Genomic DNA, 13,612 nt, shown 5'->3' on the forward strand with positions numbered 1-13,612 from the left:
GTCCGACACGGCCCCGCTGGGCGCGGTTCCCCCGCAGCCCCGCCCGCCCGCGCCGGGCCCGCCCGCGCGCGACACCCGGGCCCTGCTGCTCCGGGGCGCCGGGCTGGTCGCGATCGCGGTCGTCGCCGGGCTGCTGTGGTTCCTGATCCGGCACGACTCGACGCCGGACGAGCCGGTCGCGCAGCCGCCGTCGCAGACGTCGGGGCTGTACCAGTTCACCAAGGTCGCCGGGCCGGCGCGCGCCGACGACTGCCCGGCGAACTCGTACGGCAGGACCAAGGACTTCTTCCAGGACAACCCGTGCCAGTCGCTGGTCCGCGCGTTGTACACGACCGAAACGGGCGGCGCGAAGGCGCTGGTCTCGGTGGTCGTCGTGGGGATGCCGGACTCGTCGAAGGCGAAGTCGCTCAAGGCGCTCACCGACCAGGACAACACCGGCAACGTGACGGACCTGGTGCGGGACAAGACCTTCGCCGGCACCGGCACCCCGAGCCTGACCGGCAAGAACTCGGCGTACGCCTCGAAGGTCGACGGCACGGACACGGTGATCGTGCTGGCCGACTTCTACGAGAAGCACACCGACAAGGACCTGATCGAGAAGATCGCCGACGACGCGCTGCGCCTGTCGGCCGACCTCCACTCCTGACCACAAGCCGTGAAGGCCTCCTTACCGGCCATAAGAGCCGGGAAGGAGGCCTTCACGGCTTTTCAGCCGGACTGGCCGGGCATCGCGATCGCCGTGGGCTTCTCGCCTGCCTCCGCGCGCCACGGGGTGCCGCGGCGGGAGGCCGCGACCAGGGCGTGCAGTGCCGTCGTCCGCAGGCCCGCGTCGTCGGTGTGGTTCACCACCGCCAGCCACGCCGACGAGCAGTCCGCCTCGGCTGTCGCGACGACCTGGGAAGCCGACTTCGCGTCCGTCACCGGGTTCTTCGGCACGTACGCGGCTTCGGGCGCGACCGGGGTCGCCCCCGAGGCCGCCAGCGTCGCCTGCAGGAAGTCACGGCGCAGGGCGTGCTCGGCGGCGCCGCTCTTCTCGCCTTCGCCGAAGTCCGCGGGCAGGAACGCGCCGACGAGCCCGTACACCCACACGGCGGCGTGCTCGGCGGCCAGCGCGGTCTGCAGCGGGTCCACCGCCTCCGCGGGCACGGCGCCGCCGGGCGCGACGCCCACCTTCGGCGCGTCTTCGCCCGGGCCGAGCGCCGGGTCGATGCGCTGCAGCGCCGCGCAGCCCGCCGCGACCGCCGCGACCAGGCCGGCGCGGTAGCGCGGCAGCCCGCCGACGAGGTCTTCGGCCTGCTTGCGCGCGGTCGCCAGCCGCTCCTTCAGATCGCCCAGCGCCGCCGGGGCGGGCGGGGCAGGCGACGGCGACGGTTTCGGCCGGTTCAAGCGGTCCACTTCGGACTTGAGCGCGGCCGCGTGCGCCGCCCGCGCGGTGGCGAGCTGGGCCGCGGCGTCTTCGCCCTTGGCCAGTGCCCGCGCGGCGGTGGCGTCCGCGTCGGCGGCGGCCAGCAGCGGCTGCAGCGGGTCGGGGCTTTCGTCGTAGCCGGGCCCGCAGGCGGCGAGCGGGACGGCCAGCGCGGCCAGCGCCCCCGCGCGGAGGGCGGCACGACGGGTCAGGTCGGTCGGTCTTCCGGTCACGTCGGCCCATCCTGCCAGGCCCCCGCCCGCCCCCGCCGCTCGCGCGGCCCGAGCGGGCGACCGGATAAGCTGGTCCACCACCGACCCGCGCAACCTAGGAGAGCCCCACGTGCCAGGAGAACTCGCCAGCCGGCTCCAGCCGATAGTGGCCGAAGCCGTCAACGCCGCGGGTTTCGACCTCGATTCGTTCGAGGTGCAGCAGGCCGGCCGGCGGCAGCTGGTCAAGGTCGTCGTCGACGCCGACGACGGGGTCGGGCTGGACGAGGTCGCCGAGGTCAGCCGCAAGGTTTCGGCGGCGCTCGACGAGAACGACCACGTGCTGGCGAGCGCCTACACGCTGGAGGTCACCTCGCCGGGGCTCGACCGCCCGCTGACCCAGGCCCGCCACTGGCGGCGCGCGCGGTACCGGCTGGTGAAGATCACCCCGGCCGAGGGCACGGCCTTCATCGGCCGGGTCGGCCACGCGGGCGCGGACGCCGCCCGTGTCCTCGAAGGCGGCAAGTTCCGCGACGTCCGCTACGCCGACGTGGCGAAGGCGGTCGTGGAGATCGAGTTCAAGCAGCCGCCCGCCGAGGACCTGAAACTGCTCGAAGACGACGCGTCCGGCATCATCGCCGCCGAGACGGAGAAGGGGTCGAAGTGAACGTCGACATCGCCGCGTTGCGGGCGATCGAACGGGACAAGGACATCCCCTTCGAAACGGTGATCGAGGCCATCGAAACGGCCTTGCTGACCGCCTACAAGCACACCGAGGGCCACCAGTCGCACGCCCGCATCGACATCGACCGCAAGACGGGCCTGGTGCGCGTCCTCGCGCACACGCTGACCCACGACGGCCAGGTCGACGAAGAGTGGGACGACACCCCCGAGGGCTTCGGCCGGATCGCCGCCACCACCGCGCGCCAGGTCATCCTGCAGCGGCTGCGCGACGCCGAGCACGAGAAGACGTTCGGCGAGTTCTCCACCAAGGAGGGCGAGATCATCGCCGGCGTCATCCAGCGCGACGCCCGCGCGAACGCCCGCGGCATGGTCGTGGTCCAGGTGGGGGACACCGAGGGCGTGCTGCCCTCGGCCGAACAGGTGGCCGGGGAGTCCTACGAGCACGGCAACCGGATCAAGGCGTACGTGGTCACCGTCTCGCGCGGCAACCGCGGCCCGCAGATCACGCTCTCGCGCTCGCACCCGAACCTGGTGCGCAAGCTCTTCGCGCTCGAGGTGCCGGAGATCGCCGACGGGACCGTCGAGATCGCCGCCGTCGCGCGCGAGCCGGGGCACCGCACCAAGATCGCGGTCAAGTCCACCGTGCCGGGCGTCAACGCCAAGGGCGCCTGCATCGGCCCGGTCGGCGCGCGCGTGCGCAACGTGATGAGCGAGCTGGCCGGCGAGAAGATCGACATCATCGACTACTCCGAGGACCCGGCCCGCTTCGTCGGGAATGCGCTGTCGCCCGCCAAGGTTGTTTCGGTACGAGTCGTGGACGAGCGGGCGAAGACGGCCCGCGTCGTGGTGCCGGACTTCCAGCTGTCGCTGGCGATCGGCAAGGAGGGCCAGAACGCCCGCCTCGCCGCCCGTCTGACCGGCTGGCGGATCGACATCCGCAGCGACGCCGCACCGGTGGACGACGAGGGTGATCAAGACCACGCCGGTCCGACGCGGCCCGCCGCGACAACCGGTTCGGCTGAGTGAAGGTCGAAGCGCTAGACTCAGGAGTGGTTCAACGCCCGCGGCGGGTAGCCGAGCACCAGCCCCACCGGAATCTCCCGGTGCGGACTTGTGTCGGTTGCAAGCGGCGGGCATTGATCGGTGAGCTGCTGCGCGTGGTCGCGGTGGCCGGGCGGGTGGTCGTCGACGGACGTCGGCGGCTGCCGGGCCGGGGGGCTTGGCTGCACCCCGACCCGGACTGCCTGGCCAAGGCCGAACGGCGGCGAGCCTTCCCCAGGGCCTTGCGGGCCCCGGGGGTGCTCGACGTTCGTGAACTCCGCGAGTTCGTCGAGCACACCACTACGCACCACGAGCCCGGGACGTTCCCGGGGTCGCGAGGAACCAAGGAAGCAGGTCGACCCGTCATGAGTCAGCCGTGAAGCTGAAGCCATGAGCGTCAGACAATAAGGACGAGGTCAGCGGGTTTTCCGCCTGGCCTCCCCTAGATGAGGAGAGTTGTGCCAGGCAAGGCCCGCGTACACGAGCTCGCGAAAGAGCTCGGCATCACCAGCAAGGACGTTCTCGCGAAGTTGAAGGAACAGGGCGAGTTCGTCAAGTCCGCGTCGTCCACGGTCGAGGCGCCCGTCGCCCGCCGTCTCCGCGACGCGTACGCCCCCAAGGGCGCCAAGAAGCCCACCCCCGGTCCGTCGGCGCGCCCCGGCCCGCCGGCCGCCAAGCCCGCCGCCCCGAAGCCCCCCGCGCCTGCTCAGCAGCAGGCTCCGGCGGCCCAGGCGGCGCCCGCTCCGGCCGCGTCGGCTCCGGCCGCACCCCAGCAGCAGGCGCCCGCGGCGTCGAAGCCGGCCACCCCGGGGCAGCGCCCCGGTCCCCGGCCCGGCCCGCGTCAGCAGCCCGCCGCGCCCGCACCCCAGCAGCAGGTCCCGGCCGCGAAGGCCGAAGCTCCTGCCGCGCCCAAGCAGGACACCCCGGCCGCGCCCGCTCAGGGCGGCACCGGCTCGGTCGTCCCGCCGAAGCCGCAGGGCCCCAAGCCCGGCGGTCCCAAGCCCGGCCCGCGCACCCCGCGCGTCGGCAACAACCCGTTCGGTGTCGGTTCCGGCGCGCCCCCGCGGCCGCAGGGCCCGCGTCCCGGCGGTCCCGGCCAGGGCGGCGACAACCGCCCGCCGCGTCCCGGTGGCGGCCAGGGTTCGGGTGACCGCCCGGCCCCGCGTCCCGGTGGTGGCGCCGGTGGCAACCGGCCGAGCCCGGGCAACATGCCCCCGCGGCCGAACCCCGGCATGATGCCGGGCCGCACGCAGCGTCCCGCCGGTCCCGGTGGCGGCGCCCGCGGTGGTCCCGGTGGCGGTGCCCGTGGCGGTCCTGGCGGCGGCGCTCGTGGCGGCCCCGGTGGCGGCGGCGGCGGTTTCCGCGGCGGTCCCGGTGGCGGTGGCGGCGGCGGTGGCTTCCGTGGCGGTCCCGGTGGCGGCGGCGGTGGCGGCGGTTTCCGTCCCGGCGGCGGCACGGGTGCCCCGGCCGGCGGTGGCGGCGGTTTCCGTGGCGGCGGCGGTGGCCGTGGTGGCCCCGGTGGCCGTGGCGGTACCGCGGGTGCCTTCGGGCGTCCGGGTGGTCCCTCGCGCAAGGGTCGCAAGTCGAAGCGGCAGAAGCGCCAGGAGTACATGGACAACATGCAGGCGCCCAGCGTCGGCGGCGTCCGCCTGCCCAAGGGGCAGGGCGAGACGATCCGGCTGCCGCGGGGTGCTTCGCTGACCGACTTCGCCGAGAAGATCGACGCCAACCCGGCTTCGCTGGTGCAGGTGCTCTTCCACCTCGGTGAGATGGTCACCGCGACGCAGTCCGTGTCGGACGACATCCTCGAGCTGCTCGGCGGCGAAATGAACTACACGGTTCAGGTCGTCAGCCCCGAGGAAGAAGACCGCGAGCTGCTGGAAACCTTCGACATCACCTACGGCGACGACGCGGGTGGCGAAGAGGATCTGCAGGTCAGGCCGCCGGTCGTGACCATCATGGGTCACGTCGACCACGGTAAGACCCGCCTGCTCGACACGATCCGGAAGACGAAGGTCCGCGAGAGCGAGGCCGGCGGCATCACGCAGCACATCGGTGCGTACCAGATCGAGACCGAGCTCGAGGGCAACCCGCGCCTGATCACCTTCATCGACACCCCGGGTCACGAGGCGTTCACCGCCATGCGTGCCCGTGGTGCCAACTCGACCGACATCGCGGTGATCGTGGTGGCGGCCGACGACGGTGTGATGCCGCAGACGGTCGAGGCGATCAACCACGCGCAGGCCGCCAAGGCCCCGATCGTGGTCGCGATCAACAAGATCGACAAGGAAGGCGCGAACCCGGACAAGATCCGGCAGCAGCTGACCGAGTACGGCCTGGTCGCCGAGGAGTACGGCGGCGACACGATGTTCGTCGAGATCTCCGCGCGGCAGAACATCAACATCGACGGCCTGCTCGAGGCGATCCTGCTGACCGCCGACGCCGCTCTGGACCTCCGGGCCAACCCGGACATGGAGGCCCAGGGTGTCGCGATCGAGGCGCACCTCGACCGCGGCCGCGGCCCGGTGGCCACCGTCCTGGTCCAGCGCGGCACGCTGCGCGTCGGCGACTCGGTCGTGGCGGGTGACGCCTACGGCCGCGTCCGCCGGATGGTCGACGAGCACAACGTCGACGTGACCGAGGCGCTGCCGTCGCGTCCCGTCCAGGTCATCGGGTTCACCTCGGTGCCGGGTGCGGGCGACACCTTCCTGGTGGTCGACGAGGACCGCGTCGCCCGGCAGATCGCCGAGCGCCGCGCCGCTCGTACGCGCAACGCGCTCAACGCGTCGCGCCGCAAGCGGGTCAGCCTCGAGGACCTCGACTCCGCCTTGAAGGAGACGAACAGCCTCAACCTGATCATCAAGGGTGACAACTCGGGTACGGTCGAGGCCCTCGAAGCCTCGCTGCTCCAGCTGGACGTCGGCGACGAGGTCGAGCTGAACGTGGTCCACCGCGGTGTCGGTGGCGTGACCGAGTCGGACATCGACCTGGCGACCGCGTCCGACGCGATCGTCCTCGGGTTCAACGTCCGCGCCCAGGGCAAGGCGACCGAGCGGGCCACCCGCGAGGGCGTCGACGTCCGGTACTACACGGTCATCTACCAGGCGATCGACGAGATCGAGCAGGCCCTCAAGGGCATGCTCAAGCCGGAGTACGAAGAGGTCGAGCTGGGCCGCGCGGAGGTTCGCGAGGTCTTCAAGTCCTCCAAGATCGGCACGATCGCGGGTTGCCTGGTCATGTCCGGCGAGATCCGGCGCAACGCCCGGGCCCGTCTGCTCCGCGACGGCACCGTCGTGGCGGAGAACCTGCCGATCAGCTCGCTGCGGCGGTTCAAGGACGACGTGGTCGAGGTTCGCGAAGGCTACGAGTGCGGTCTGACGCTCGGTTCGTACGGCGACCTGAAGGTCGGCGACCTGATCGAGACGTACGAGCAGCGCGAGAAGCCGCGAGCGTAAGGACGATCGGACACCGGGTGTGCGTTTCGCGCACACCCGGTGTCTCCCTACTACACCACCTCATTTGCCTATGTACGTCGGAGCTCTCGAGCTCGACATCCTGCTCGGCGACGTCCATTCGCTGAAGCAGAAGCGGTCCGTGGTCCGTCCGGTGCTGGCCGAAGTGCGCAAGCGCTTCGCCGTGTCGGTGGCCGAGGCCGGGCACACCGAGCTGCACCGCCGGACCCTCATCGGGGTGGCCGTGGTCGCCGAAGGTGGCGAGCACGTCCGGGACGTGCTCGACTCGTGTGAGCGGTACGTGGCGAGCAGGCCGGAGTTCGAACTCCTGTCCGCCCGGCGGCGGCTGCTCGGTCCCGACGATTAGATCTTTCTAGGAGAACGACATGGCCGATCCTGCTCGGGCTCGCAAGCTCGCCAAGCGGATCTCGCAGATCGTCGCGTCCGCGATCGAACACGAGGTCAAGGACCCGCGACTGGACTACGTGACCATCACGGACACGAAGGTCACCGGCGATCTGCACGACGCGACCGTCTACTACACGGTGCTCGGCGAGAAGCTGGACTCCGTCCCGGACTTCGCGGGTGCGGCCGCCGCGCTCGAATCGGCGCGCGGCGTGCTGCGCACCAAGGTCGGGCAGGGCACCGGCGTCCGCTACACGCCGACGCTGACCTTCGTCGCCGACACGATTCCCGAAGAATCCAAGCGGATCGAAGACCTCCTCGCGAAGGCCCGTGAGGCCGACGCGGAGGTCGCCCGCCGCGCGACCGGCGCCCAGCACGCCGGCGAGCCCGACCCGTACAAGGCGCCTCGTGAAGAGGCCGAAGACGACGAGTTGGCGGAGGAGGAGAGCCGGGGCTGACCTCGTGCTCTCCCGCCGCGGCCTGCTCGCCGGCAGCGCACTCGCGCTGCTGGCGGGCTGCTCGTCCGCCGAACCCCCGCCCGGCCCGCCGGCGGTGCCGGCGCCGACGCGTCCCTCGGTGCTGCGCGACCCGGTGACGGTCCAGCGCATGCGGTCGGACGCCCGCGACACCGACGTCGACCTGGTGCTGATCACCCCGGCCGGCGTCCCGGCGTCGGGGCTTCCGGTGTGCCTGGCGCTGCACGGCCGTGGCGCGCAGGCCCGGACGTTCCTGTCGCTGGGCGTCCCGGACCTGCTGACGGCGGCGGTCCGCGCCGGCACCCCGCCGTTCGCGATCGCGGCCGTCGACGGCGACCACTACTGGGTGGACGTCGGTGGCGGCGACGATCCGCAGCGGATGCTCACCGAAGAAGTCCCGGCCTGGCTGACCGCCCGCGACCTGCGTCCGGCGTCGGCGGTGTTCGGCATCTCGATGGGCGGCTTCGGCGCGCTGAGGTTCGCCCGCGCCCACCCGGACCTGAAGGCGGTCGCGACGGCGAGCGCGGCCCTGTTCGTGGACTGGCCGGATGCCCGCAGCCGCAAGGTGTTCTCCGGCGAGGACAACTGGCGCGCGGAAGAACCGCTGCTGCACGCCCCGGACCTCCGCCCGGCCGCTCTCGGCGTCTGGTGCGGCGAGTCGGATCCGTTCCTGGGCGCGGACAAGAAGCTCGTGAAAGCGGTTTCGCCCGCGGTGTCGAGGTTTTCCCCGGGCGGGCACAAGGACGAGTACTGGCGCGGGATCCTGCCGGAGGTCCTGAAGTTCGTCGGCACGCGGCTCTAGGCCGTCGCGAACAGGATCCCTTGCGGCACTTCGGCTTCCTTGTCGAGCAGCCATTCGGACTCGACGGCGAACCCGGCTTTGCGCACCCGCCCGGCCAGCCACCACGGCTGCCGGAGGTGGACGTGCACCCGCATCGGGTGCCCGCCGTACCCCTGCGTCTTCAGCCGGCTCCCGGCCCCGACGTGGTAGCCGATCACGAGCAGGCCGCCGGGCCGCAGGACACGCCGGAAGTGCGCCAGCGCCGCGGGGACCTCGTCGTCGGGGACGTGGATGAGCGACCAGAACGCGAGCACCCCGGCCACCGACGCGTCGGGCAGGTCGAGGTCGGTCATCGACCCGACGTCGAACCTCAGCCCGGGGTGGTTCCGCCGGGCGAGCTCGACCATGTTCGACGAGAGGTCCACCCCGGCGGCGTCGACGCCCAGCGAGCGCAGGTGCGCGGTGACGTGCCCGGGCCCGCACCCGACGTCCACGACGGGCCCGTCGACCCGCGCGGCCAGCACGTCGAGCGCCGCGCGCACGTACGGCCGCATGGTGATGGCGTCCCGCATGAATTCGGCGTAGCTCTCGGCGACGGTGTCGTAGGAATCGCGGGTGTCGGCGAGCCAGCTCATCGCGCGCGCAGCCCGTCGAGGACCATGCCGAGCGCCCGCCGCCAGTCCGGGGTGGCGGTCGCCGCGGCGAAGACGATGGCGAGGTCGGGCCCGCGGAAGTCCGCCCGCAGCGCCCCGGCCTCCTGAGCGCGTTCGATGATCCGGTTCAGCCGGGAACCTTTGGCGCGCTTGGCTTTCTCGATCCCGGAGTCCGGATCGAACACCCGCGAGCACACCTCGGTGAACCCGCGGTCGGCGACCTGCATGAGGATCGAGCGTTCGAGGAAGTGCACGAAACCGTCCCACGGGTCGTCGCGCGCGAGCGCTTCTTCGGTGACGGCTTCGGCCTCTTGCAGCGCCGGCAGGAAAGCGGCTTCGACGAGGTCGGCCCGGGTGGGGAACCGGTTGTAGAGCGTCCCGATGGCGACTTCGGCCCGCCGCGCGACCTCGTCGAGCGGGGCGTCGACCCCCTTCGCCCCGAAGACCTCCCGGGCGGCGGCGACCAGTGCCTCCCGGTTGCGCCGCGCGTCCGCGCGCAGGGGGCGATGCTCGACCGTCACGCTCCGCAGTATAGCCAACCGGGACGCACCGGATCGGTACCTCGCGGCGCCCACCAACGGCCGCCGCCGGGAGCACAATGGGGTTCAGCGGGGGCGGAACCCGCACCGAGGCGGTCCACCGAGGGAGGCCGGCACCATGCACTCCGACCTCTCCCCGGCGGGCCGGACGGGAGTCCTCCTCGTCGGCACCCGCGGGCAGCGGGGCCCGGGGGAGGTGCTGATCAGGATCAGGGGTGGCTCGGAAACCTTCCTGGCCTGGTCCGACGCGGAGCTGCCGAAGGGCACGACCGTCCTGGTCGTGGAAGCCCGGGGACGGCGCGCGGTCGACGTCGTGGCGTGGGACGCCCCGGATCCGGTTTCCTAGTGTTCGCGGAAGGACAGCGGTGTTCGGTTATCGCGTTCCGGCGCCCAACGAGGCGATGCTCATCTCCGGGGGCAAGCACAGCAAGGGCACGTCGCCGTTCCGGGTCGTCACCGGCCACGGCGCGTTCGTCATGCCGGTCTTCCGGAAAGTCCGGTTCCTCACGCTTTCCATGTGCGAGGCCGAAGTGACCGAAGTGTGCGTCACGAAACAGGCGATCGCGCTGACGGTCCGGGCGGTGATCGCGTTCAAGGTCGGCAACGACACCGAGAGCATCGTCAACGCCGGGCAGCGCTTCCTCTCCGACCAGGACCAGATGTCCGTGCTGACCGGCCGGATCTTCGCCGGCCACCTGCGGTCCATCATCGGGTCGATGACGGTCGAGGAGATCATCACCGAGCGGCAGAAGCTCGCGACCGAGGTGCTGGACGGTTCGGCGGTCGAGATGGCGAAGATCGGGCTCAGCGTGGACGCGCTGCAGATCCAGTCGATCGACGACATGAAGCTCGGCTACATCGCCGCGATGGCCGCCCCGCACAACGCCGCCATCCAGCGGGATGCCCAGATCGCCCAGGCGGTGGCGAACCAGGCCGCGGCGGAGGCGGAGCAGAAGTCGCAGCGGACGCAGGCGGAGTACGCGCGCCAGACGTCGATCGTGCAGGCGCAGTACCGCGCCGAGGTCGACAAGGCCCAGGCCGAGGCGGCGCAGGCGGGCCCGCTCGCGCAGGCGCGGGCGCAGCAGGAGGTCATCGACGCGCGCACCGAGCTGGCCCAGCGCGAGGCGGAGCTGCGGCAGCAGCAGCTGGTGGCCGAGGTCATCAAGCCCGCCGACGCCGAAGCCGAGCGCATCCGCATCCTGGCACTGGCCGAGGCGGAGAAGATGCGCGTCCAGGCCGAGGCAGCGGCGTCGAACAACCGCGTCGCCCTCGACCGGATGTTGATCGACCAGCTCCCGCAGATCGTCAAGGAAGCGGGCCGCGGCCTGTCGGGCGCGAACGTCAACATCCTCAACGGCGCGGACGGCCTCGGCGAGATGGCCGCGGGCCTGGTGGGCCAGGGACTGTCCATCTTGGACTCGGTGAAGCGGGGGCTGAGCACGCCACCGCCGCCGGCTGCGGCGGCTGTCGAGGAGAACGGGCAGGTGCCGAAGCCGGCCGAGCTGACGCAGTCCTGATGGCGGGTCACCACTGGAAGGCGCCATGCCCGAGAACGTGAAGTCGTTGGTGCTGAACCTCCTGGCCGATTCCCCGCTGGTGTCGGAAGAGGTGATAGCCGATGTCCGGCACTTGGTCGCAGTCGGCGAGGAGGAGTTGGCGTTCAGAACCCTGTGCTCGTGGCTTTACGAGGACGCCTTGCCCATCTCGGCGCACTACCACGGACGTCTCTCCCGCGCGGCGGCCGACCTCGGCGAGCGCAGGTCGATGGAGAAGCTGGACGAACTGGTCCACCCGTAGGCGGGATGGCCCTGCTCAGGCTCTGTCGACTCAAGACGTGGGCTTCACCGCGACGACCAGGTCACGCAGGATGGCCTGGTCGACCCGGTGCGCGAACTCCTCCCACGGCCCGCCCTCCCGCACGTCGAGCCCGGCCTTCCGCAGCACCTCGACGAGCTCCTCGCGCGGCAACACCGTGGTGTTCCACGAGATGCCGAGCGCGCCGCCCGGGCGCAGGACCCGCGTCCACACCGGGACCGCCGCCGCGAGGAGGTCGCGGGGGCTGCGTTGCAGGCCGGCTTCGCGGTGGCTGCCGTGCTGGACGCCGTACGGTGCGTCGGTCACGATCACGTCGCAGGAGTTCGCGCGCAGCACCTCGTCGGTGGTCAGCGTGTCGGCCTGGAAGTACGTGAGCTTGCGGGTTTCGCCCGCCTTGTAGTCCTCCTTGGACAGCGCGTACTCGATGTCGAGCCGCCGTCCCAGGCGCACCTTGTTGCGGCGGAGCTGGCCGGACTCCGCCGTGTGCTTCACGCGCTTGTTCCGCAGCCACGTCTTGATGAACGCCTCGTACGCCTCGAAGTCCTTGCCGTCGACGTCGAGGCCGGTCGCGTGCAGGCCGTACATCATCGCCTGGTTCAGCGTCGTGCCGCGACCACAGAGCGGGTCCAGCAGGTACTTCGCCTTGGCCGAAAACGGGTCCGCCGTCGCCATCAGCGTCACGTTCACCAGCAGCTTCGTGAACAGCTCGTTCGTCTTGCCCGCGTACTTCTGGATCGTCAGCAGGTCCGAGTCCGCCTTCGCCAGCGGTGTCACCGTCACCGGACGGAGGACGCCGTCGCCCAGCTCGAACAGCGCGTACAACGAGGACAGGTTCGACAGGATCGCCAGGTCGCGCTCGCCCAGCGGGGCCGAGCTCGTGAAGCGCACGTACCCCACGCCGCCCAGCTCGGCCTCGTCGATCGCGGACAGTTCGGCCGCCAGGGCCGCGCCGAAGACCGCCAGCTCGGCGCGCAGCAGGGCGGCGGAGGAGGCGGCGTAGACCCGGTTGGCCGACGGGTAGACCAGCATCGCGTACTCAGGCATCCCGCAGAGCGTAGCGTGACGCACCGTGACCCCTACTTCGGCGCAGGACATCCGGGCCGCGGCGGCGTTGCTCGCCTCGGCCACCGACGTGACGATCCTCGGCCACATCCGCCCGGACGCCGACGCGCTGGGCAGCGCGCTCGCCCTCGGCCGGGCCCTCGTCCAGCGCGGTGCGAAGGTGCGCGTCTCGTTCGGCGAGCCCGACGAGGCGCCCGAGACGCTGCGGTGGCTCGACGAGGACGGGCTGCTCACTCACCCGGACGACCTCCCGGCCACCGAACCTCTGCTGGTCTGCGTCGACACGCCGACGCCGAAGCGGCTGGGCCGGCTCGCCGGGCGCGTCGAGACCGCCGGTGCCGTGCTGGTGATCGACCACCACGCCACCAACACCGGCTACGGCACCTGCCACGTCGTCGACGAGACGGCCGAGGCCAGCGCGATCCTGGTGTTCCGCATCCTGGACGAACTGGGCGCCGAATTGGACGAGCCGATCGCTCGCGGGATCTACGCCGGGATCGTCACCGACACCAGCGGGTTCCGCCGGGCGAGCCCGGAGACGCACCGGATGGCGGCGCGGCTCCTCGAGGCGGGCGTCGACGCCGAAGCCGTCGTACGGCGGATCGTCGACGAGCGCCCGTTCGCGTGGCTGCCGATGCTGTCGTCGGTGCTGAGCGGCGCCCGGCTGGAACCGGAAGCCGCGCGGGGCAAGGGTTTCGTGCACGCCGTGGTCGGCGTCGACGCGGCCGGGACGGTGCGGGCCGAGGAGGTCGAGTCGGTCGTCGACGTCGTCCGCTCGGTGCGCGAGGCCGCCGTCGCCGCGGTGCTCAAGCAGGACCTCGCCGACCCGGGGCAGTGGCAGATCTCGTTGCGCTCCATCGGGATCGACGTCTCGGCGGTCGCGGCGGAGTTCGGCGGCGGCGGGCACCGGCAGGCCGCGGGCTGCACGATCCCGGGCACCGCCGAGGAGGTCCTCGCGGGACTGCGCGCTGCACTGGAGCGGGCGCCACTCCTCTAACCGCATCCGGCCCCGGTTCGTTGACGGCCGCGGGATGCGCCCCAATGTGGCATTGGGTGCGTCAGACGCACCGAACGCCACATTGGGTGCGCT

At 71.9% G+C, this 13,612-nt stretch carries 16 protein-coding genes; 12 read left to right on the top strand and 4 right to left on the bottom strand.

The annotated features are described in order from the left end of the window. Positions 1–16: 16 nt before the first annotated feature. Positions 17–646: a hypothetical protein gene (locus SD460_RS20390; RefSeq protein WP_290062469.1), complete on the top strand. Its 630-nt coding sequence runs from the start codon at positions 17–19 to the stop codon at positions 644–646. Positions 647–708: 62 nt separating this feature from the next. Here SD460_RS20390 and SD460_RS20395 read toward each other — a convergent pair whose 3' ends face one another. Continuing rightward, positions 709–1,638: a ferritin-like domain-containing protein gene (locus SD460_RS20395; protein ID WP_290062465.1), complete on the bottom strand. Its 930-nt coding sequence runs from the start codon at positions 1,636–1,638 to the stop codon at positions 709–711. 109 nt (positions 1,639–1,747) lie between these two features. Between SD460_RS20395 and rimP the strand changes: the two genes are divergently transcribed. The 7 genes from rimP (at position 1,748) to SD460_RS20430 (ending at position 8,474) form a co-directional block, all read left to right on the top strand. Next, a complete protein-coding gene (rimP, locus tag SD460_RS20400) occupies positions 1,748–2,281 on the top strand; it encodes a ribosome maturation factor RimP (protein ID WP_290062466.1) in 534 nt (177 codons plus the stop codon). Next, positions 2,278–3,324, top strand: coding sequence for a transcription termination factor NusA (gene nusA / locus SD460_RS20405; RefSeq protein WP_318306512.1), 1,047 nt, complete (start codon positions 2,278–2,280; stop codon positions 3,322–3,324). Before rimP ends, nusA begins: the two co-directional genes overlap by 4 nt. Positions 3,325–3,434: 110 nt before the next feature. Beyond that, positions 3,435–3,719, top strand: coding sequence for a YlxR family protein (locus SD460_RS20410; protein WP_290062468.1), 285 nt, complete (start codon positions 3,435–3,437; stop codon positions 3,717–3,719). Between the two features lie 78 nt (positions 3,720–3,797). After that, a complete protein-coding gene (gene infB, locus SD460_RS20415) occupies positions 3,798–6,794 on the top strand; it encodes a translation initiation factor IF-2 (RefSeq protein ID WP_318306513.1) in 2,997 nt (998 codons plus the stop codon). Positions 6,795–6,864: 70 nt separating this feature from the next. Continuing rightward, positions 6,865–7,158, top strand: coding sequence for a DUF503 domain-containing protein (locus tag SD460_RS20420; RefSeq protein WP_290060946.1), 294 nt, complete (start codon positions 6,865–6,867; stop codon positions 7,156–7,158). Positions 7,159–7,177: 19 nt separating this feature from the next. Then, positions 7,178–7,654: a 30S ribosome-binding factor RbfA gene (rbfA, locus tag SD460_RS20425; RefSeq protein WP_290060945.1), complete on the top strand. Its 477-nt coding sequence runs from the start codon at positions 7,178–7,180 to the stop codon at positions 7,652–7,654. 4 nt (positions 7,655–7,658) lie between these two features. Continuing rightward, complete coding sequence (locus SD460_RS20430; protein ID WP_290060944.1) at positions 7,659–8,474, top strand: alpha/beta hydrolase; 816 nt, start codon at positions 7,659–7,661, stop codon at positions 8,472–8,474. Here SD460_RS20430 and SD460_RS20435 read toward each other — a convergent pair. Further along, entirely contained in the window at positions 8,471–9,088 is a 618-nt protein-coding gene (locus tag SD460_RS20435) for a class I SAM-dependent DNA methyltransferase (protein WP_290060943.1), read from the bottom strand. The genes SD460_RS20430 and SD460_RS20435 overlap by 4 nt on opposite strands. Then, positions 9,085–9,627, bottom strand: coding sequence for a TetR/AcrR family transcriptional regulator (locus SD460_RS20440; RefSeq protein WP_290060942.1), 543 nt, complete (start codon positions 9,625–9,627; stop codon positions 9,085–9,087). The genes SD460_RS20435 and SD460_RS20440 overlap by 4 nt, the downstream gene beginning before the upstream one ends. 136 nt (positions 9,628–9,763) lie before the next feature. On the opposite strand from SD460_RS20440, the gene SD460_RS20445 reads away from it, so the two are divergent. The 3 genes from SD460_RS20445 to SD460_RS20455 are packed head-to-tail and all read left to right on the top strand — an operon-like array spanning position 9,764 to position 11,442. After that, positions 9,764–9,991 (top strand): NfeD C-terminal domain-containing protein, encoded by a 228-nt coding sequence (locus SD460_RS20445; RefSeq protein WP_290060940.1) that lies wholly within the window; start codon positions 9,764–9,766, stop codon positions 9,989–9,991. Positions 9,992–10,046: 55 nt separating this feature from the next. Continuing rightward, a complete protein-coding gene (locus tag SD460_RS20450) occupies positions 10,047–11,162 on the top strand; it encodes an SPFH domain-containing protein (RefSeq protein WP_290060938.1) in 1,116 nt (371 codons plus the stop codon). Between the two features lie 25 nt (positions 11,163–11,187). Next, positions 11,188–11,442 carry a MafI family immunity protein gene (locus SD460_RS20455; protein ID WP_290060936.1) on the top strand — a complete coding sequence of 85 codons (255 nt, stop codon included), beginning with the start codon at positions 11,188–11,190 and terminating at the stop codon, positions 11,440–11,442. A gap of 30 nt (positions 11,443–11,472) precedes the next feature. On the opposite strand, the gene SD460_RS20460 is transcribed toward SD460_RS20455, so the two are convergent. Then, positions 11,473–12,504 (bottom strand): TRM11 family SAM-dependent methyltransferase, encoded by a 1,032-nt coding sequence (locus SD460_RS20460; RefSeq protein WP_290060934.1) that lies wholly within the window; start codon positions 12,502–12,504, stop codon positions 11,473–11,475. Between the two features lie 25 nt (positions 12,505–12,529). Here SD460_RS20460 and SD460_RS20465 point away from each other — a divergent pair, with 25 nt between their 5' ends. After that, entirely contained in the window at positions 12,530–13,519 is a 990-nt protein-coding gene (locus tag SD460_RS20465) for a DHH family phosphoesterase (protein WP_290060932.1), read from the top strand. The last annotated feature ends 93 nt before the right edge of the window (positions 13,520–13,612 follow it).

It is taken from the genome of Amycolatopsis solani, from assembly GCF_033441515.1.
Lineage (GTDB): Bacteria > Actinomycetota > Actinomycetes > Mycobacteriales > Pseudonocardiaceae > Amycolatopsis > Amycolatopsis solani.